This is a genomic window from Microbacterium sp. W4I4, from assembly GCF_030816235.1.
Classification (GTDB): domain Bacteria; phylum Actinomycetota; class Actinomycetes; order Actinomycetales; family Microbacteriaceae; genus Microbacterium.
In genome coordinates this window covers 1,322,675-1,340,949 of record NZ_JAUSXT010000001.1, presented here as the reverse complement: position 1 = coordinate 1,340,949, position 18,275 = coordinate 1,322,675, and the positions used below count along the sequence as shown (strand labels likewise).

The 18,275-nt window shown below is 69.8% G+C and carries 16 protein-coding genes; 3 read left to right on the top strand and 13 right to left on the bottom strand.

The features are described 5' to 3' along the window. Nucleotide 1 precedes the first annotated feature (1 nt). From QF046_RS06450 to QF046_RS06425, 6 genes are all read right to left on the bottom strand, one after another. Nucleotides 2-397 carry an NUDIX domain-containing protein gene (locus QF046_RS06450; RefSeq protein WP_307367403.1) on the bottom strand — a complete coding sequence of 132 codons (396 nt, stop codon included), beginning with the start codon at nucleotides 395-397 and terminating at the stop codon, nucleotides 2-4. After that, nucleotides 390-1,751: an FAD-binding oxidoreductase gene (locus tag QF046_RS06445; RefSeq protein WP_307367401.1), complete on the bottom strand. Its 1,362-nt coding sequence runs from the start codon at nucleotides 1,749-1,751 to the stop codon at nucleotides 390-392. The genes QF046_RS06450 and QF046_RS06445 overlap by 8 nt, the downstream gene beginning before the upstream one ends. Further along, nucleotides 1,748-2,119, bottom strand: coding sequence for a YrdB family protein (locus tag QF046_RS06440; protein ID WP_307367399.1), 372 nt, complete (start codon nucleotides 2,117-2,119; stop codon nucleotides 1,748-1,750). The genes QF046_RS06445 and QF046_RS06440 overlap by 4 nt, the downstream gene beginning before the upstream one ends. A 41-nt stretch (nucleotides 2,120-2,160) precedes the next feature. Then, nucleotides 2,161-3,972: a sigma-70 family RNA polymerase sigma factor gene (locus QF046_RS06435; protein WP_307367397.1), complete on the bottom strand. Its 1,812-nt coding sequence runs from the start codon at nucleotides 3,970-3,972 to the stop codon at nucleotides 2,161-2,163. Between the two features lie 369 nt (nucleotides 3,973-4,341). Further along, nucleotides 4,342-5,520 (bottom strand): N-acetylglucosamine-6-phosphate deacetylase, encoded by a 1,179-nt coding sequence (locus QF046_RS06430; protein WP_307367394.1) that lies wholly within the window; start codon nucleotides 5,518-5,520, stop codon nucleotides 4,342-4,344. Continuing rightward, nucleotides 5,517-7,040: a family 20 glycosylhydrolase gene (locus QF046_RS06425; protein WP_307367392.1), complete on the bottom strand. Its 1,524-nt coding sequence runs from the start codon at nucleotides 7,038-7,040 to the stop codon at nucleotides 5,517-5,519. The genes QF046_RS06430 and QF046_RS06425 overlap by 4 nt, the downstream gene beginning before the upstream one ends. A 158-nt stretch (nucleotides 7,041-7,198) precedes the next feature. Here QF046_RS06425 and glyA point away from each other — a divergent pair, with 158 nt between their 5' ends. Further along, a complete protein-coding gene (gene glyA, locus QF046_RS06420) occupies nucleotides 7,199-8,473 on the top strand; it encodes a serine hydroxymethyltransferase (RefSeq protein ID WP_307367390.1) in 1,275 nt (424 codons plus the stop codon). A 103-nt stretch (nucleotides 8,474-8,576) separates the two neighbouring features. Next, on the top strand, nucleotides 8,577-9,458 hold the full coding sequence (locus tag QF046_RS06415) for a bifunctional methylenetetrahydrofolate dehydrogenase/methenyltetrahydrofolate cyclohydrolase (protein ID WP_307367388.1): 882 nt from the start codon (nucleotides 8,577-8,579) through the stop codon (nucleotides 9,456-9,458). A 53-nt stretch (nucleotides 9,459-9,511) separates the two neighbouring features. Here QF046_RS06415 and QF046_RS06410 read toward each other — a convergent pair whose 3' ends face one another. Then, nucleotides 9,512-10,231 (bottom strand): DUF6882 domain-containing protein, encoded by a 720-nt coding sequence (locus QF046_RS06410; protein ID WP_307367386.1) that lies wholly within the window; start codon nucleotides 10,229-10,231, stop codon nucleotides 9,512-9,514. Nucleotides 10,232-10,325: 94 nt separating this feature from the next. On the opposite strand from QF046_RS06410, the gene QF046_RS06405 reads away from it, so the two are divergent. Then, on the top strand, nucleotides 10,326-11,690 hold the full coding sequence (locus QF046_RS06405) for a short-chain fatty acid transporter (RefSeq protein ID WP_307367384.1): 1,365 nt from the start codon (nucleotides 10,326-10,328) through the stop codon (nucleotides 11,688-11,690). A gap of 39 nt (nucleotides 11,691-11,729) precedes the next feature. Here the strand turns inward: QF046_RS06405 and QF046_RS06400 are convergent, their stop codons facing one another. From QF046_RS06400 to QF046_RS06375, 6 genes are all read right to left on the bottom strand, one after another. Beyond that, the gene (locus QF046_RS06400; protein ID WP_307367382.1) at nucleotides 11,730-12,974 is read right to left on the bottom strand and encodes an MFS transporter; all 1,245 of its coding nucleotides are present in this window, start codon (nucleotides 12,972-12,974) and stop codon (nucleotides 11,730-11,732) included. Nucleotides 12,975-13,101: 127 nt separating this feature from the next. Next, nucleotides 13,102-13,662: a hypothetical protein gene (locus QF046_RS06395; protein ID WP_307367380.1), complete on the bottom strand. Its 561-nt coding sequence runs from the start codon at nucleotides 13,660-13,662 to the stop codon at nucleotides 13,102-13,104. A 1-nt stretch (nucleotide 13,663) separates the two neighbouring features. Beyond that, nucleotides 13,664-13,915 (bottom strand): DUF4242 domain-containing protein, encoded by a 252-nt coding sequence (locus QF046_RS06390; protein WP_307367378.1) that lies wholly within the window; start codon nucleotides 13,913-13,915, stop codon nucleotides 13,664-13,666. Between the two features lie 129 nt (nucleotides 13,916-14,044). Next, nucleotides 14,045-16,591: an AAA family ATPase gene (locus QF046_RS06385; protein WP_307367376.1), complete on the bottom strand. Its 2,547-nt coding sequence runs from the start codon at nucleotides 16,589-16,591 to the stop codon at nucleotides 14,045-14,047. Between the two features lie 90 nt (nucleotides 16,592-16,681). After that, nucleotides 16,682-17,485: an HpcH/HpaI aldolase/citrate lyase family protein gene (locus QF046_RS06380; RefSeq protein WP_307367374.1), complete on the bottom strand. Its 804-nt coding sequence runs from the start codon at nucleotides 17,483-17,485 to the stop codon at nucleotides 16,682-16,684. Beyond that, nucleotides 17,470-18,255 (bottom strand): fumarylacetoacetate hydrolase family protein, encoded by a 786-nt coding sequence (locus QF046_RS06375; protein WP_307367372.1) that lies wholly within the window; start codon nucleotides 18,253-18,255, stop codon nucleotides 17,470-17,472. The genes QF046_RS06380 and QF046_RS06375 overlap by 16 nt, the downstream gene beginning before the upstream one ends. Nucleotides 18,256-18,275 lie beyond the last annotated feature (20 nt).

Here is an 18,275-nt window from a genome sequence, read left to right as displayed (position 1 = left end):
CTCAGCCCCAGGCGAATGCGAGCAGATGCTCCTCGCTGAGCGGGGCGAGGGGCACGCTGGTGCGGTCTCCCCGCTCCAGCCAGCGCAGCTCGGCGATCTCGGCCTGCACGGTGACGTCCTCGCGCTCCGCGCGCAGCGCGAACGCGTCGGCGACGACCCGCAGTCCGGGTTCGTTGGCTGCAGCCGAGATGAACGTGCCGAGGGGTGCGAGATCGTCTTCGGCGACTCTCAGTCCCAGTTCCTCGTCGAGTTCGCGGATCAAGGTCTGCGCTGGTGTCTCGCCCTGCTCGGGCTTGCCTCCCGGCTGCATGAAGCGGGTCGTCCCCTTCTTGCGGACCACGAGCACCCGGCCCGCGGCGTCGACGATCACCGCCGCGCTGACGTGGATGTCAGTCATCTGCGAACACCTTTCCGGGGTTGAGGATCTCCAGCGGATCGAACACGCGCACGATCTGGCGCTGCAGCTGCCATTGGTCCTCGCCGAGCTCCTCGGCGAGCCACCTGCTCTTCAGCATGCCGATGCCGTGCTCACCGGACAGCGTGCCACCGAGCCGGATCGCGGCACGGAACAGCTCGCTTGCGGCCGACCAGATCCGCTCGGGGACCTCGTCCTCCTCGAAGATGAAGGTCGGGTGCAGGTTGCCGTCGCCGGCGTGGGCGACGGTGGGGATGACGAGCCCGTAGGCCTCCTCGATGCGGCTGATCTCGTCGAACATCGCCGGCATCGCGCTGCGCGGCACGGCGACATCCTCGATGAGCGTCGTGCCCAGCGCCTTCAGCGCGGGATGCACGGCACGACGGATGCCGAGCAGACGCTCGCCCTCAGCGCGGTCGTCGGTCATGACCACCCGGCCCCCGCCCGAGCGGAGCACCTCGACGACGCGCGCCGCCTCCTCGCGTGCCGAGGGGCCGTCGGTCTGGACCGTCAGCTGCGCGGTGCCGGCACGCGGCGCGGGCAGGTCGAGCAGGTCGTGCACGGCTGCCAGGGAACGGGCATCCATCAGCTCCATGATCGCGGGCTGCACGCCGACCGCGGTGACGGTGGCCGATGCCGCCGCGGCAGCCGTCACGGAGTCGAACGACGCGGTGATCGCGCAGACGTCGCCCTCGACCAGTCGACGCAGCTTGAGGGTCGCGCCGACGACCACGCCCAGGCGCCCCTCGGACCCGATCACGAGCGCGGTGAGGTCGAGGCCGGTGACGCCCTTGACTGTGCGGTGGCCGAGGTGCAGCAGCCGTCCGTCGGCGAGTACGAGATCCACACCCAGCACCGCGTCGCGCACGACGCCGTACTTCGCGCAGAGCAGTCCGCCGGCGCCGGTGGCGATGTTGCCGCCGACGGTGGAGATGTCGCGGCTGGCGGGGTCGGGTGCCCACCAGACGCCGTGCTCGGCGAGCTGTGCGTTGAGCGTCGCGTTCAGGATGCCCGGCTCGACGACGGCGAGCAGGTCGTCCGGACGCACCTCGACGAGGCGATCCATGCGCGCGGTCGAGAGCACGATCTGTCCGTGACCGGCGTTCGCGGCGCCCGCCAGGCCGGTGCCTGCACCGCGGACCACCACGGCCGTGCGCGTCGCCGAAGCGATCCGCATGGTGCGCTGCACGTCGTCGACGGTGCGGGCGTGCACGACCGCGAGAGGGCGCGCGGCGGAGCGGTGGCCGCTGCGGTCCGCTCGGGCGGCCTCGAGAGTCACCGCCGAGGTGTCGACGATGTCGCCGAGCTCGCTCCGCAGCGTCTCGAGCACGCTCATGCCAGAGAGCGTCGGCCGGCGATGACGCCGGCGGCCACGGCCACCACGGCGAATCCGATGCCGATCCCTGCCTGCCCCATCGACCACCAGGCGAGTGTGACACCGGCGTAGATCAGCAGCTCGACGAGTGCGCGCAGGAACGGGTGCAGGTGCAGCACCGGCCGCGGGGAGAGGAAGAGCGCCCAGACCAGCAGGGTGATCACCGGCGCGCCGATGCCGATGACGATGTTCCACGGCATGGTCCAGCTGCCGAACCCCCACAGGGCCAGCGTCGCGAGTGCCACGAGCAGCACCACCACTCGGATGAGATCGAGCGGGGTCACGGCGGGGCGGTTCACGCCCGGTTCGGCGAGGGAGTCCTGGGGCATGCCACCAGTCTATTCGGCGGGTGGCATGCCCGTCGGGCCGGTCACTGCGCGCTGGGCTTGTGCAGTGACCAGAGCGTGGTCGTGATCCACGGATCCGGCGTTCCATCGATGACGTACCGGAAGCCCACGGGGACGTTCGTCGCGAGCTGCATCAGGTTGGGGCGCAGATCGGCGACGCCGGTTCCGTTCTCATCGAGCATGATCTCGGCCCCGCGAGCGGAGTTCTCCTCCATCCAGACCTGCACCGTAGAGCCCGGGGTGCCGGTCACAGGGATCAGGTAGTGCAGATGGAGCTGTTCGTCGAGCTTCGTCGCCGTGGTGCCCCAGGTGAGTTCAGCAGGAGCCGTGCCGGGGTCTGTTCCGGGTTCTGTGCCCGGTTCTGTTCCGGGGTCTGTCCCCGGGTCTGTTCCGGGGTCTGATCCGGGGTCTGTCCCCGGGTCTGTGCCGGGGTCCGTGCCCGGCTCTGTGCCGGGGTCTGTTCCCGTATCCGTGCCCGGATCTGTTCCCGGGTCTGTGCCGGGGTCCGTGCCCGGGTCTGTCTCGGGTTCGCCCACGTCGGCAGGCTGCTCTGTCGGCGGTGCGGGCGGCGTCGGCTCGACCTCGATGCTGTCCGGCGGGGCAGGGGCAGGGGCAGGGGCATCGACCGGCGGTTCGGCATCCGGAGTCCGCGGGTCGGTTTCGTCGACCTGGATGACCAGGGGATCCTCGGTACTCATCGTGGAGTCCGGCATGACCTCCGAGGCGATCGACGACGGCTCGGAGTCCGCGGCGCTGGGCTGCGATGTCGCGGGGGAGCCGGTCAGCATCGCCGGTACGACGGCGGCAGCCGCCACGACACCCGCGACGATCAATGCCGCGGAGCCCGCGCCGACGAGGGCGCCGATGCCGGAGAACATCCCCGTGCTGCCTGACGCACCGGAACCGGCCGCACCGGAACCGGCCGCATCGGAGCCTGCCGCACCGGAGCCGGAGATCGCGGCCCCCGATCCCGAGGTCACGACGACGGCGCCTTCGGTCACGCTCGACGGCATCGCCGCCAGCGCGACGATCGGCACTCCGCAGCCCTGCAGCGTCGCCAGGTAGGCGGCGGCGCCGGAGACGCCGAGCACCAGCGGCAGCAGAACAAGCGCCAGGCGGCTGGAGACGTCCTTGGCCTCGGCAGCGACGATCATGCAGCGGGCGCATTCAGCGAGATGGTGATCCACCCGCTGCTGGGCGCGCATCGCGAGGTTGCCTCGTGAGTGCGCGCCGAGGTGCTCGATGGTCCATCGGCATTCGGAGCCTTCGCCCACGCTGCGCAGATGCGCCTGGATCCATGTCTCGCGCAGGCCCTCTCGGGCGCGGAAGGTGAGCTGCGACACGGCGCCGGCGCTCATGCCGAGCAGCCCGCCGATGGCCGCGGGCTTCATCTGCTCGATCTCCGAGTACCAGAGCACCTCCTGCCAGCGGGAGGGAAGGGAGCGGAATGCCCGCGCGGTGAGCCCGCGGTCGAGCTCCTCGTCGACGGAAGCCTCGGTGCTGGCAGGGTCGGCGACGGTCTCCAGCTCATCGATGGCTGTTTCGCGTCGCGCGCGGCCCCACGCCGCGGCGGTGTTCCGGATACTGGTGAACAGGTAGGCGCGGAACGATCCGTTGGGACCACCGCCCTTGAGGATGGCCTGGTAGATGCGGGCGTACGACTCCTGCACGAGGTCGTCCGGGTCGATCGAGGAAGTGACCCCGCGCGCCACCGTCATGCCGGAGCGGTAGTGGCGTCGCCAGAGTTCGCCGAACGCGTCGGCATCACCCGAACGGGTGCGCAGCACGAGATCGGCGTCAGCCGCCGGTGCCGCGTCAGTGCTCTGGTCTTCCACAGTCGATTTCCCCTCCCGCGCCCGCGGGAACCCTCTCACAAAAGAGACGCATGAACAGTGGATTCATCACGCGCCTTCGACATTCTCCCCCCAAATCGTCTTCGGGGCCACCCCTGTGGACAACCGGGCAGTGGATCCGAGGGGGCGGAAAAGATTCTCGACAAGTCGCGTAATGGATCGCGTACCGGCACGTCTCTTCTCGTAGAGCACTCCTGAGGCGCCACCGGGGGGCGGTCGCTGAGGGAGTCGATGTCAGCGGTATCGCATCGGATGGCCGGGTCGGAGTCCTCGGGGGAGGAGCCTCCGACTCGGCCCGCTCGAGACGAGTGGGGCCGCCGTGGCTGGGGAGCGCGGCGGTCTCCCACCTCGTCATCGGCGAGACGGTGCCGCGCCGATCCACACCGCGCGCACGGCGAAGTCGCCGTCCAGCAGGACGGCATCGGCGATGCGGCCGGGCCGCAGCATCCCGAGCTCGCCGCCGAACCCGATCGCACCCGCCGGCGTTGACGTCAATGCACGCACGGCCTCGCCGAGAGCGACGCCCGCCTCGACGGCGCGGCGCAGCGCGACGTCCTGCGTGAGTGTGGAACCGGCGATCGAGCCGGTGTCGTCGGCTCGGGCGATGCCGTCCTTGACCGTCACCTTCACGGCACCCAGGTCGTAGTGGCCGTCGGCGCTGCCCGCCGCGGCCATCGAATCGGTGATCAGTGCCACCCGACCTGGAGCCGCGTCGAACAGCAGCTTGATCACCATGGGGTCGAGGTGGATGTTGTCGGCGATGCCCTCGAGCACCACCCGGTGATCGGCGGCGGCGATCAGCACGGGCCCGGGCGCCCGGTGGTGGATGCCGTTCATCGCGTTGAACGCGTGGGTGAGGATCGATGCGCCCGCCTCGAACGCGGCGCGCGCGATCGCGGCATCCGCGTCGGTGTGTCCGACGGCGACCGCCGTGCCTGATGCCACGATCTGCCGGACCGCGTCGATTCCGCCGGGCAGCTCGGGAGCCAGCGTGACCTGCCGGACCGTGCCGCGACCGGCCTCCAGGAGGCGTGAGATGTCGGCGGGGTCGGGATGACGCAGCAGTGAGGGCTCGTGCGCGCCGTGGTGTCCGGGGTCGAGGAACGGCCCCTCCAGATGGCTGCCGAGGATCTCGGCGTCCGTCTGCGCCAGGTCGGCGATCGTCTCGACCTGCGCGGCCAGCTGATCCACCGTCGCGGTGACCAGCGAGATCACGGCGCGGGTGGTGCCGTGCGAGCGGTGCATGGCCCGCCCGGTGCGGATCGCGTCGCTGCCGTCGTCGTACGCGGCACCGGCCCCGCCGTGGCCATGGATGTCGATGAACCCGGGGGTGAGCACGGCATCCGGTCCGGCCACCGCGGACGCATCCACGACGTCGTCGGCGGTGCCCCAGTCATCGCCGGTGCCGCGCGCGACGACCCGTCCGTCCTCGAAGCGCACCCAGCCGTCGTCGGTGATCGAACCGTCTCCGTCGACGATGCGGGCCGAGTGGACGACCCGCGATCCGTGGAAGTCGGTGGTGGGGGTCATCGTTCGCTCCAGACGATCTCGGTGGTGGGATGGAATCGGATGCCGTCGGCCCGCCACAGCGGCGCCATGCGCCCCAGTCTCTCGCCGAACGACCCGCTGTCGCGACCCTCGGCATCGGGTGTCGCAGGCGTCGACCAGGCGAGCTCGGCGATCGCCGCGATGCGCGGGTACATCAGCTGCTCGGCATCCGTCAGGCAGCTGACCGTCTCAGTCCACAACGGAGCCTCGATTCCGGCGATCGCCTCGGTCGGCAGATCCAGGATCGCAGCGGGTTCCCAGTCGTACGCGCGATGCACGTCGACGATGCCCGCCCAGGCGAGGCCGAGTGGGAAGTCCGCCGTTGGCTTGATGTCCAGATACGCCGCGTCGGCGGGGGAGAGGATGACGCGTCCGCCGCGTTCGACGAACCGGGCCGCGTGCGCGGCGTGCTCGGGCGAGGGCTCGAGCAGGCCCCAGTACTGCCCGACCGTGCCGGGTGCGACGTCCGCTGCTCCCGCCTCATGCCAGGCGACGGGCGTCTTGCCGAGCTCGGTGACGATGCCCGTGACGCGGGCGATGAAGTACGCGAAGTCCTCCGGTGAGGTGCCCAGCGACTCGTCGCCGCCGATGTGCAGGTACGGGCCCGGCGTCATCTCGGCGAGCTCGGTGAGCACGTCGCGGATGAAGTCGTAGGTGCGCTCGTTGCGGATGCGCAGGCTGGAATGGCCCACACCCCAGCCGGTGTAGGGCACGCCGGCCTTCGGAAGCTCCTGGCCCAGACGTTCGGCGTCGTCGAGCAGATGCTCGTTCATCACCGGGTCCTCGGCCAGCTCGGGGTATGCGAGCCCGATCGCGTGGGTGTGGCCGGGCATGTCGATCTCGGGGACGATCGTGACGTGCCGGGATGCCGCGTGCGCGACGATCGCGCGGTAGTCGTCCCTGCTGTAGCAGCCGCCGCCGGCCGTCGTCCCGTCGCCGGTCGCGCTCGCCGTGGAGGAGAGCTCAGACAGCAGCGGCCAGGAATCGACGTGGAGTCGCCAGCCCTGGTCGTCACTGAGATGCAGATGCAGATGGTTGAACTTCAGTGCCGCGCAGCGGTCGATGACGGTCTTGACCTCGTCGACCGTGAAGAAGTGCCTGGTCACGTCGAGCATGACGCCGCGGTAGTCGAAGCGCGGCGCGTCCTCGATGCGGGCGCGCGACCATCCCCAGCTGCCGTGCTCGTCCTGGCGGAGCAGCTGCAGCAGCGTCTGGATGCCGTAGAAGAGGCCGGCAGCATCCGCGCCGGTGACCTCCACATCATCGGCGATCGTGAGGGTGTATCCCTCGGCGGCGGCGATAGCGGGGTCGACGCGCAGTGAGATGCCGGTCTCGTCTTGAGCCGGGCGGATGCCGGTGCGCCGGGCGATCGCGTCGATCAGCAGCGTCGTGGCGGCGGGATCGCCGTGCACGCCGAGGGCGGCGGTCAGCGGCAGCATCCCCTCCTCGACGATGCTCGACACGGGCGCGGGGATGACCGGCAGCGGAAGAGGAAGGACCATGAACAAAATCTACCCTGTGCGTCGATCCGCATCCGCTAAGCTTTTCCCGTCGCGACTGGCGTCTGGGTGGGCAACCACCGGGGAGCGGCCTCATAGCATTCGACCGCGCGCCTGGGCCGATGAGGAACACCCTTTCCCCGTGTGAACAGGAGATCGCCATGACCGACCGCTACTTCAACGCACCGCTCGCCGAGGTGGACCCCGAGATCGCCGAGGTGCTCGAGCGCGAGCTGAACCGCCAGCGCACGTACCTCGAGATGATCGCGTCCGAGAACTTCGTGCCCGTCTCGATCCTGCAGTCGCAGGGCTCCGTGCTCACGAACAAGTACGCCGAGGGCTACCCCGGCCGCCGCTACTACGGTGGCTGCGAAGAGGTCGACGTCGCCGAGTCGCTCGCCATCGAGCGGGCCAAGTCCCTCTTCGGCTCCGAGTTCGCCAACGTGCAGCCGCACTCCGGCGCCAGCGCCAACGCCGCGGTGCTGCACGCCATCGCCCGCCCGGGCGACACGCTGCTCGGTCTGTCCCTCGACCAGGGCGGCCACCTCACCCACGGCATGAAGATCAACTTCTCCGGCCGTCTCTACAACATCGTCGCCTACGGCGTGAACCCCGAGACCTCCACGATCGACATGGACGAGGTGCGCGCGCTCGCCATCGAGCACAAGCCCAAGGTCATCATCGCGGGATGGTCGGCGTACCCCCGCCAGCTGGACTTCGCCGCGTTCCGCGCCATCGCCGATGAGGTCGGCGCGCTGCTGTGGGTCGACATGGCGCACTTCGCCGGGCTCGTCGCCGCGGGCCTGCACCCGAACCCGGTGCCGCACGCCCACGTCGTCTCCTCGACCGTGCACAAGACCATCGGCGGACCCCGCTCGGGCTTCATCCTCACCAACGACGCCGACATCGCCAAGAAGATCAACTCGGCCGTGTTCCCGGGTCAGCAGGGCGGTCCGCTCATGCACGTGATCGCCGCGAAGGCGACCGCGTTCAAGCTCGCGGCGACCCCCGAGTTCGCCGAGCGCCAGGAGCGCGTGCTCTCGGGTGCGAAGATCATCGCCGACCGCCTCTCGAAGCAGGATGTCAAGGATGCCGGCATCGCCGTGCGCTCCGGCGGCACCGACGTGCACCTCGTGCTCGTCGACCTGCGCGACGCCGAGATCGACGGCAAGCAGGCCGAGGATCTGCTGCACGAGATCCACATCACCGTGAACCGCAACGCGGTCCCGAACGACCCGCGCCCGCCGATGGTCACCTCGGGTCTGCGCATCGGCACGCCGGCGCTCGCGACCCGCGGCTTCGGCGACGCCGAGTTCACCGAGGTCGCCGACGTGATCGCCCTCGCGCTCCTGCCTGGTGCGGATGTGGAGGCGCTGCGCGCCCGTGTCGCCACTCTCGCCGAGGTGTTCCCGCTCTACCCGGACCTGCACCAGTAAGCATCCACAACTCACCTCCCGTCTATATGGCGCAATCCGCCCTCTTTCGGGCTGATTCAGGGCGGTTTGCGCCGTATAGACGGGCAGTAACGAAGGGACGCACATGACCGCGAAGATCCTCGACGGCAAGGCGGCTGCGGCTGCGATCAAGGCAGAGCTGGCTGAGCGCGTCGCGGCGCTGCGCGAGCGCGGGGTCGTGCCCGGCATCGCCACGGTGCTGGTGGGAGCCGACCCGGCATCCCAGCTGTACGTCGGCATGAAGCACCGGCAGTCCGAGGCGATCGGGATGAACTCGATCCAGCGAGAGCTGCCGGCGGATGCCACGCAGGCCGAGGTCGAGGCGCTGATCGACGACCTCAACGCCGACCCGAGCTGCCACGGCTACATCGTGCAGCTGCCGCTGCCCAAGCACCTCGACACGGACGCGATCCTGGAGCGCATCGGCCCGGCGAAGGACGCTGACGGCCTGCATCCGACCAACCTCGGCCGCCTGGTGCTGAACGTCAACAGCCCGATCCGCACGCCGCTGCCGTGCACGCCCCGAGGCGTCATCGAGCTGCTGCTGCGCAACGACTACGACCTCAAGGGCAAGCATGTGGTCGTCGTGGGCCGTGGTGTGACCATCGGCCGCCCGATGGGTCTGCTGCTGACCCGTCGTGACATCAACGCCACGGTCACGCAGGTGCACACCGGCACGCCCGACATGACGCCCTACCTGCGCCAGGCCGACGTGATCGTCGCCGGCGCTGGCGTGAAGCACCTCATCACGGCATCCGACGTGAAGCCGGGCGCCGCGGTGCTCGATGTGGGCGTCACGCGGGAGACGGATGCCGAGACCGGCAAGTCCAAGGTCTATGGCGACGTGCACCCGGATGTCGCCGAGGTCGCCGGCTGGGTCTCGCCCAACCCCGGCGGCGTCGGACCGATGACGGTCGCGCTGCTCATGACGAACGTCGTGGAGGCTGCGGAGCGCTCGCTGGCCTGACGGCCTTTCCCCGAGACCCCGACTTCTCGGCGTCAGCACGGGGTGTCGCCGTGTCAGGATCCCGTCAGCGTGCCCTTGACGTCGGTGATCCGCGCGTACTCGTCGAACGAGAAGGTCGCCGAACCCGTGGCATCCGACAGCGTGGCGGCGGAGAAGGCGTCGTCGGCCCACTCCAGCTTCCAGCCGGCCAGGCGGGCCAGATCCCACACCGACGCGCGCGGGTCGCTCAGGGTGAGGTCCCACAGGATGCGGGGGAGCGCGGACACTGCGGATGCGACGGTGAGCGGCTCCAGGGGAGCATCCAGCAGCAGAACCGCCCTCGCGCCGCCGGTCGGTGCGGAGTAATAGGGGGAGAGCCCGGTGATCTCCACCGAGGCCCCGCCGATCGTGTGGGCGAGTTCGGCGATCCACTCCTCGAGGTCGTCACCGGCGTCGTCGGGGAAGGCCACCTCGCCCTGAGTCAGCTCGACGATGTCGTGGTCGGCGCCGTACGTGCGCAGTCTGTCCGTTATGCCGGTGCGATCGCCCTGCGGCAGCGTCCAGGACCACATCAGCGAACGCGGACCCGGGGCGATGGACGCCAGCAGGTGCGGCGTCGCCAGGAGCGTACGGGTCGGATCCTCGATCGAGGCGAAGGTGAACGTGCCGGCCTCGAGATCGACGTCCCAGCGGTGCTCGCCGAGCGCATTCGTGGCGGTGACGAGCTGATCCTGACGGAGGGCGGTGAACAGTGCGGCGCGGTCGGCGAGGGCCCGCAGCGTCTCGAAGGTCATGGATCCAGTGTGGCCTGCGATGCTGTGCGGCGCCAAGGCGACAGCCGTGAGATCGCTATGGTCGGAGTACCTACGAGACGAAGGAGTTTCCGTCATGCCCACAACGCAGACGCGGTCCGAGACGCGCAGCGTGATGCGCCCCATCAACAGGTTCCTCGAACGCTGGGTGCCCTCGGCACTCACATTCGCGATCGTGCTGACCCTGGTGGTCGCCGTGCTCGCGATGACGCTCACCAGGACCAGCCCGGTGGACGTGGTCAAGAGCTGGGGCGACGGCCTCTCGGGCCTGCTCGCCTTCATGACCCAGATGTGCCTGATCCTTCTGCTCGGCTACATGCTCGCCAACACCCGACCGGTGCGCAGGCTGCTGCGGTGGCTGGCGCGCGTACCCGCAAGCGCGGCCTCGGCGTACGTGTTCGTGTTCATCATCGCCGCCATCGCCAGCCTCATCACCTGGGGCCTCGGCCTGATCGTGGGCACGCTGCTCGCCCGTGAGATCGCCGTCCAGGCGCGCGAGCGCGGCATCAAGGTGCACTTCCCGCTGCTGGTCGCCGCCGGCTACTCCGGCTTCGTCGTGTGGCACATGGGCTATTCCGGCTCGGGGCCGCTGACCGCCGCGACGCCCGATTCCTTCCTCGCGCCCAGTCTGGGCGGCGAGGTCGTGCCCGTGTCGCAGACGACGTTCTCGATGTGGAACATGCTCGCCGCGCTCGCGGTCATCGTGGTGTGCGCACTGCTGTTCTTCCTGATCCGACCCCGCAAGGACGACCCGATCTATGAGCTCCCCGTGCACGTCGGCTCCGAGTCCGAGGACGAGATGGACGACGAGGTCGCCACTCCCGCCGACCGGATCGATGCGTCTCGCTTCCTGACTCTCGTGCTCGGTCTGGGTCTGGTGGGGTATCTGGTCGTGCACTTCGTGCAGGGCGGCACGCTCACCCTCGACATCGTCAACTGGTCGTTCCTGGCGCTCATCCTGCTGATCGTGCGCAATCCGTTCGAGCTGATCCATCTGACCAAGCGCGCTGCTTCGAACGTCGGCGAGATCCTGGTGCAGTTCCCGCTGTACGCCGGCATCCTCGGCATCATGGCCGGCTCGGGGCTGATCAAGCTCTTCTCGGACGCCTTCGTGTCGATCGCGACGCCGGTCACCTTCGGCGTGCTGGCGCTGCTGTCCGCGGGCATCGTGAACTTCTTCGTGCCCTCGGGCGGCGGCCAGTTCGCCGTGCAGGGGCCGATCATGCTCGACGCGGCCAACCAGCTGGGCGTCGATCCGTCGATCGCGATCATGGCGGTCGCGTACGGCGACCAGTGGACCAACATGATCCAGCCGTTCTGGGCGCTGCCGGTGCTGGCGATCGCGGGGTTGAAGATGCGCGACATCCTCGGCTACACGTTCGTCACGCTGCTGGGCTCCGGCGTGGTGATGGCGGCCGCGCTGCTGCTGGTCAGTCTCTGAGCTGAACCGAGGCCGCACCCGAGGCGGCGACTCCCGGACTCAGGTCCGGACTGTCGCCGCCTCGACGCGTCCCATCCGCCACACGCTCGGCACGAACGCCGTCGCGACGGCGATGACCGCGTAGATGATCCCGGACGTGGTGAGCACGATCGCAGGATCGGCGCGCGTGATCAGCCAGCCGTAGACGAGCGTGCCGATCGGCATGACCACGAAGCTGCCCAGCATGTCGTAGCTGGAGACGCGGCTGAGCTTGTCGGTGGGGATGTTCTCCATCATCGCCACGCTCCAGCCGGTGCTGAACACCTCGGCACCCGCCCCCGCGAGGAACGCCGCGATGGCGACGAACACGACGACCGGATGCAGGCCGAGCATCGTCAGCGGGATCGCGAACAGGCTGATGCCGATCATGCCCATCCGCAGCGGCCTCTTCAGCGGCACCCACATCAGGATCAGCGTCATCAGCAGCACTCCGACGCCCTCGGCGCCGACCACCCAGCCCCAGCCGGCGATGCCGAGCCGCTCGTCGTTCTTCGCGATGTACGGCCCGACGACGCCCCAGGATCCGACGTGGATCGCGTTCATGATCATGAACGCGAAGACCACGGAGACCAGCCAGGAACGGCTCCAGAACTCCGTCCACCCGATGCGCAGGTCGCTGAACAGCGAGAAGCGGCCGTCGCCGGCGGGCGGTGGCAGCTTCACCATGGCGAGGATCGGGATGGCGGCGAGCCAGCCGATCAGCTGCGCGATCATGGCCCAGGCGGGGCCGACGGTGGTGACCAGGATGCCGGCGATCACCGGGCCGCCGATGGTCACCGCCGAACGCACGAACGACAGCAATGCGTTGGCCTGCTGGAGCGTCTCGGGCTGTGTGAGCTGGGGGATGATGCCCTGCATGGCGGGCAGCACGAACGCCGTCGAGGCGCCGTTCACCGCGGCGAGGCCCACGACCATCGGAATCGTGGCGGTGCCCGTGAACAGCAGGAAAGCGATCGTGCCGATCGAGAGGATGTCGAGCACGTAGCAGGCCTGGATCACCAGCGCCCGTGGCAGACGGTCGGCCACCACGCCTCCGAACAGCACGAAGACGATATTCGAGAGGGTGAACGCGGTGAGTACGAGTGACAGGCTGACGGGGTCGTTGTCGATCTCGAGCACGGCGAAGGCCAGCGCGATCGACGACATCGAGCCGGTGATCATGGTGATCGCCCGCGCGAGGAAGAACCACCGGAAGTTGCGGTCGCCCAGTGCCTCGAGTCGAGGTGCGGCGATGCCGCGCGTCATCAGCGGGTCTCGGCGTTCTGCATCCGTCCATCCAAGCATGCCGAGCGGCGGTGCGCGTCCGGCCGAGGCCGAGCGTGCACCGCCGCGGGGCAGTGGTCTGCGATGTCTCCGTCGATCACTCCGTCGATCACATCGGCGGGCACGTCACCGCCGGGTTGTAGTCCGCGAACAGGCCGTTGGCGTTCGCCCGCCACACCCAGGCGTGCAGGGCGTAGAACGGCGGCAGCCCGTAAGGGTTCGCGGCATCGAGCGCCTCGAAGCTCTGGCCGAACAGCTTCGGCGGCTGATTGTGCGTCGCATTCCAGTCCGCCTGGAAGACGATGTACTCCACCGCGACGAGCACCCGGGAGCCGTCCATCTGCGGTTCGTAGATCAGCGCTTCGGGATGCAGCGCATCGATCGCCCCGTTGGTGACGTTGCCGAGCTCGACGTAGTGCTCGCCCATCGTCCCCGTGCCGTCGGGGTCGACGATGCAGGTCTCCTGGGAGATGAGCTTCGGCACAGGTCCAGCCGGATAGTCGGCCATGCGCGCGGCGCCGTCGAAGTCCGCGTACACCGCGAGGGCGTCGCGAACGGGGTCGAGCTGGTTGTCATGCGCCTTCCCTGCGGCGAATGCGGGGCTCGCCGCCGCGCCGAACAGCAGCAGGAGAGCGGTGGCCGCGGCTGCGCGTGCCAGTCGAGTGGACATCTCAGCTGCCTTCCTGGACGAGGTGGATGTGCGTGGCCTCGAGACCGTGGGCCTCGCGGTGCACGCGGGCGGCGAGTTCCGCGCTCGGAGCCTCGACGAGACAGAAGATCCGCCCGCCGTCCTCGTCCACCCAGTACCGCCGATACGACACGTCGTACTGCTCCTGCGTCTGCAGGTCGGCCGCGTGTGCCTGAGCGACATCCGCCGCGGTCACCGGGCCGTCGAGCTCGTGGACATCCATGTACAGAGGCATGGCCCTCTCCTTCCGCTGAGTGTCGCGGCCGGATGGCGGCGACACTCAGACGGTAGGCGCGGCGGCATCCGCACCGTATCGGCGGAATCGCCCATGTTCCGGCGCGCGAATGCCCATCTTGCGGGTGCGCTACCCCACGGGGGCGAGAGCCGCCGCGGCGACGGTGATGGCCGCCGTCCGGCTGGAGACGCCGAGTTTGCCGAGCACGGCCGAGACGTGATGATCGACCGTCCGCCGCGAGATCACGAGGGCAGCGGCTATCTCGGCGTTGCTGCGTCCCGCACGCAGGAGAGCGAGAACCTCGACTTCGCGGGCGGTCAGACCCAGCGGATGCTCGCGCGTCGACGCGCGCGGAGAGCGCGGTGCGGTGATTCCCCGCTCTCGCAGGTCTCGCCGGATGCGCTCAGCGGCGGGATGCGCGCCCAGCCGCTCGAGCCCACTGACGGCGTCGCGCATGCGGCTCTCGTCGCCGGTGTCGGCCCAGGCGAGCGCGGCGTCGTAGCGGGCACCCTGTTCGTCGAGCTCCCGCGCCCGCTGCTGCGGATCCGGCAGCGCGCCGGCTCGGTGGGGGACGCCGAGGCGTCGCGCCCAGATCTGGTAGACGATGCGATCGGAATCGTCGAGTTCCGTCTCCAACGCTGCGGCATCGGGCAGCGCCAGGCGGGCGGAGTCGTCGTCGCCCTGTGTCCAGGCGGCCTCGGCTCGCAGCAGAGCGGCACGCGCGGCCGCGCACCACATGCCTTCAAGTGCGCCGACGTCGGCGAGCGCCGCCAGTCTCTCCGACGCATCGCCCTCGCCGCGTCGGATGGCGATGGCCGCGAGGCAGTCCAGCGCCGTGCTGAGATTGTCGGCGCTGCCTCCCTGGCTCAGGATGCGCTCCGCGATCGCAGCGGCCTCGGTCCAGTTGCCCTGCTCCGTGAGGTTCATCGCACGCACGCCGAGCAGGCACCTCGTGTATGCGAAATCGTCGTGCTCCTCGCAGTACCCCAGACCCTCCAGCGCCCATTTCTCGGAGCCGGCGTAGTCGCGTCGTCCCCCGAGGATCGACGCGGTGTTGGAGTAGGAGCGGGCCGCCTGGGTGTGCGCACCGCACGCGAGGGCGACCGACAGTGCCTGGCGCATGGGCTCCGCCCAGGAATCGCCTGGCGACTGCGCACGGATGCACGCCTGGGTGTTCAGCGCCGAGCTCTGCACCGCCGGAAGGTCGAATCGCCGGGCCAGCTCGATCGCGGTCGACGCCGCAGAGAAACCCTCCTCCGGGGCGAGATACATGTTCTGTGCGGCGACGGTCTCCCAGGCGTACGCCAGCTCCGGCGACGCTCCGAGCGCGGAGAGCACGTCGACGGCGCGGATCGCCGCGGGGCGACCGGCAGCGCCCGGAAGTGCACGGGAGAGCCTGCGCAGGGCGTCGCCCTGCCGTCGCGCATCGTGGAGACGCTCCCACGTCTCCGCCGCCGAGCGCAGCAGGATCGCCGCCTCTCCCTTGCGGTCGAGGACCTGATACTCGTCGGCGAGGAGCGAGTCGAGTTCGGCGCGCAGCGGCTCGGCGGCGTCGGGCGCGAATCGCGCGGCGCGCTCGTACTGCCTCGCGGCCTCGCGGTGGGCCGCCAGGGCGGATGCTCTGGCGCCCGCTGCGCGAGCGTGGCGCAGCACCGCCTCGGCATCCCCGGCGCCCTCGGCGTGGTGGGCGAGCCGAGCGTCGTCTGTGCACCCGGTGGCGTGCAGGGCCGTGAGAAGGCGACGATGCATGAGCGCCCGGCGATGTGCGGGGATCTCCTGCTCGATCGTCCGGCGCGTCAACTCGTGCCGGAATCGCACTCCCGGGCCATCGGAGACCGCGATGCCGACCTCGATCATCGCGTCCACGGCGCCGGGTGAGGCGCCGAGGCGTTCGAGCAGTTCGCCGTCGATGCCGCGTCCCGCGAGCGACGCCACCTCGACTGCGGCCCGTGCGGAATCGTCCAGCTCGGCCAGCTTGGCCAGCACCGCATCCCGCACCGACGGCGGGATCTCCTCGCCGGGCGAGCTGAGGAGCTCGGTGACGAGATACGGATTGCCTCCTGTGAGGCGATGCACCTCCTCGGCGTCCACGCGGATGCGCCCGCCGTCGACCTCCGCGATGATCCGGGAGATGGCGTGCAACGACAGGGCGGGCAGCCCCACGCGACGCAGTCCAGGGAGGTGCGCGAGGTCGCCGAGCGCCCTGCGCAGCGGATCGGTCTGTCCGATCGCGTCATCGCGATAGGTCACCAGCACGGCGACGGGCAGCACGCTCAGCCGGCGGCCGATGAACCGGATCAGATCCAGCGTCGCGGCGTCCGCCCACTGCAGGTCCTCGATGACGAGGACGGTGGAGCGCGCCAGTGTCAGTTCGGCCAGCAGCGCCCGGAACAGCGCCTCGCGACCGTCGCCTCGTGACACGGCCTGCGCGAGCGCACCGGACGATTCTTCGGCGAGGTCGAACAGCGGTCCCAGCGCCCTCGGGGTGGACAGCCCGTCGCACGCTGCGTGCAGGACGCGTTCGGCGGGCTCCGTGCGCAGGAAGGCGTCGATCAGCGACGTCTTGCCCGCTCCTGCCTCGCCGGGCACGAGGACGAGACAGCCGTGTCCTTCTCGGATCTCGGCCGCGTACTCCGCAAGGGATCGGAGCGCCGTCTCGCGCTCCCACAGCGCCATGCGTCCAGTGTCCTCGCACGCACGCCCCTGCACCAGTGGTTTCGCACCGTTCTCGTCGGTCTCGTGCGGCGCGGGACGTCATGCGGACCGTCAGTAGGTGTCGACGCCCGTCGCCCCGGATGCCGGGATGAAGCGGGCGGCGAGGGCTTCGGAACCGCGGGCGAGGATCGTCACGTCGGCGCTGGCCGAGAGGAAGTCCGCCCCTGCTTCGAGATATGCGTCCGCCGCTGCGGGATCGAAGGCATTCACGCCGACCTTCTTGCCTGCAGCGTGCGCGGCCTCGAACACGTGGTGCACGGCGGCGACGACGTCCGGGTGCCCCTGCTTCCCTGGCAGCCCCATGGATGCCGACAGGTCGGCAGGCCCGACCAGCACGCCGTCCACTCCGTCGACACCGGCGATCTCGGCAGTCTGCTGCACGGCATCCGCTGATTCGATCTGCACGATCAGCGACACCGTCTGCGACGCGTTCTGCACGTAGCCCTCGATGCGTCCCCAGCGCGCGCTGCGCGCGAGCGCCGAGCCGACCCCGCGGACGCCCTCTGGCGGGTAGCGCAGGGCGGCGACAGCCGCGCGGGCCTCGTCGGCTGTGCCGACCATGGGCACGAGCAGGTTCTGCGCTCCGGCATCCAGCACCTGCTTGATGATCACGGGGTCGTTGAACGGCACGCGCACGACGGCGGTGACCGGGTATGCGGCGATCACCTGCAGCTGCTGCTGCACGGTGGTGAGCGTGTTGGGTCCGTGCTCCATGTCGATCAGCAGCCAGTCGACGCCGGAGCCGGCGCAGATCTCCGCGAGCAGGGGCGATCCGGTGCTCAGCCACATCCCGATGAGGGGCCGGTCGGCGCCCTCGAGTACATCGCGGAAGGTCGGGTCTAGACGAAGCGGCATTCGATGATCCCCATCTCGCGGTAGTCGCACAGCACGGTGTCACCGCGCGAGACCCACATGGGCCTCGTGAACGATCCTGCCAGGATCAGCTCGCCGGCCTCCAGGCGCTGGCCGTGCTGGTGGAACTTGTTCGCCAGCCAGGCGACGCCCATCGCCGGGTGCCCGAGCACGCCCGCGGCGACGCCGGTCTCCTCGATCTGCCCGTTGCGGGACAGCACACCCGGCACCCAGCGCAGGTCGACCTCGTCCACGCGCTTGCGCACGTCGCCCAGCACCATCGCGCCGTAGGCGGCATTGTCGCTGATCGTGTCGACGATCGTGCGCCCCTCCAACTCGATGTGCGAGTTCAGCACCTCCAGGGCGGGGACGACGTAGTCGACGGCGGCCAGCACCTGCTCGAGCGTGCAGTCCGGACCCTCCAGCGGCGTCTTCAGCGCGAACGCCAGCTCGACCTCGATGCGCACGTTCGAGAAGTGATCGAACGGGATGTCGGCGCCGGACCGGTACACGGTGTCGTCGAACATCACGCCGTAGTCGGGCTCGGTGATGCCGGTCGCCTGCTGCATGGCCTTCGAGGTCAGGCCGATCTTGCGGCCCACCAGCGTTCGGCCCGCGGCGAGCTGCGAGTCGCGCCACACGCCCTGGATCGCGTAGGAGTCCTCGATCGTGGCATCCGGATGCCGGGCGGTGATGCGCGGCATGACGCCGCGCGTGCGCTCCGCCTCCGCGAGTTCCGCGGCCAGCGCCGTGATCGTCTCGGATGTCAGCATCCGTCATCCTCTCCTGCTTT

What these genes read in the sequence shown, in the direction of transcription:
- QF046_RS06450 (WP_307367403.1), bottom strand. Translation starts at nt 397, where the DNA reads ATGACTGACATCCACGTCAGCGCGGCGGTGATCGTCGACGCCGCGGGC.
- QF046_RS06445 (WP_307367401.1), bottom strand. Translation starts at nt 1,751, where the DNA reads ATGAGCGTGCTCGAGACGCTGCGGAGCGAGCTCGGCGACATCGTCGAC.
- QF046_RS06440 (WP_307367399.1), bottom strand. Translation starts at nt 2,119, where the DNA reads ATGCCCCAGGACTCCCTCGCCGAACCGGGCGTGAACCGCCCCGCCGTG.
- QF046_RS06430 (WP_307367394.1), bottom strand. Translation starts at nt 5,520, where the DNA reads ATGACCCCCACCACCGACTTCCACGGATCGCGGGTCGTCCACTCGGCC.
- QF046_RS06425 (WP_307367392.1), bottom strand. Translation starts at nt 7,040, where the DNA reads ATGGTCCTTCCTCTTCCGCTGCCGGTCATCCCCGCGCCCGTGTCGAGC.
- glyA (WP_307367390.1), top strand. Translation starts at nt 7,199, where the DNA reads ATGACCGACCGCTACTTCAACGCACCGCTCGCCGAGGTGGACCCCGAG.
- QF046_RS06415 (WP_307367388.1), top strand. Translation starts at nt 8,577, where the DNA reads ATGACCGCGAAGATCCTCGACGGCAAGGCGGCTGCGGCTGCGATCAAG.
- QF046_RS06410 (WP_307367386.1), bottom strand. Translation starts at nt 10,231, where the DNA reads ATGACCTTCGAGACGCTGCGGGCCCTCGCCGACCGCGCCGCACTGTTC.
- QF046_RS06405 (WP_307367384.1), top strand. Translation starts at nt 10,326, where the DNA reads ATGCCCACAACGCAGACGCGGTCCGAGACGCGCAGCGTGATGCGCCCC.
- QF046_RS06400 (WP_307367382.1), bottom strand. Translation starts at nt 12,974, where the DNA reads ATGACGCGCGGCATCGCCGCACCTCGACTCGAGGCACTGGGCGACCGC.
- QF046_RS06395 (WP_307367380.1), bottom strand. Translation starts at nt 13,662, where the DNA reads ATGTCCACTCGACTGGCACGCGCAGCCGCGGCCACCGCTCTCCTGCTG.
- QF046_RS06390 (WP_307367378.1), bottom strand. Translation starts at nt 13,915, where the DNA reads ATGCCTCTGTACATGGATGTCCACGAGCTCGACGGCCCGGTGACCGCG.
- QF046_RS06385 (WP_307367376.1), bottom strand. Translation starts at nt 16,591, where the DNA reads ATGGCGCTGTGGGAGCGCGAGACGGCGCTCCGATCCCTTGCGGAGTAC.
- QF046_RS06380 (WP_307367374.1), bottom strand. Translation starts at nt 17,485, where the DNA reads ATGCCGCTTCGTCTAGACCCGACCTTCCGCGATGTACTCGAGGGCGCC.
- QF046_RS06375 (WP_307367372.1), bottom strand. Translation starts at nt 18,255, where the DNA reads ATGCTGACATCCGAGACGATCACGGCGCTGGCCGCGGAACTCGCGGAG.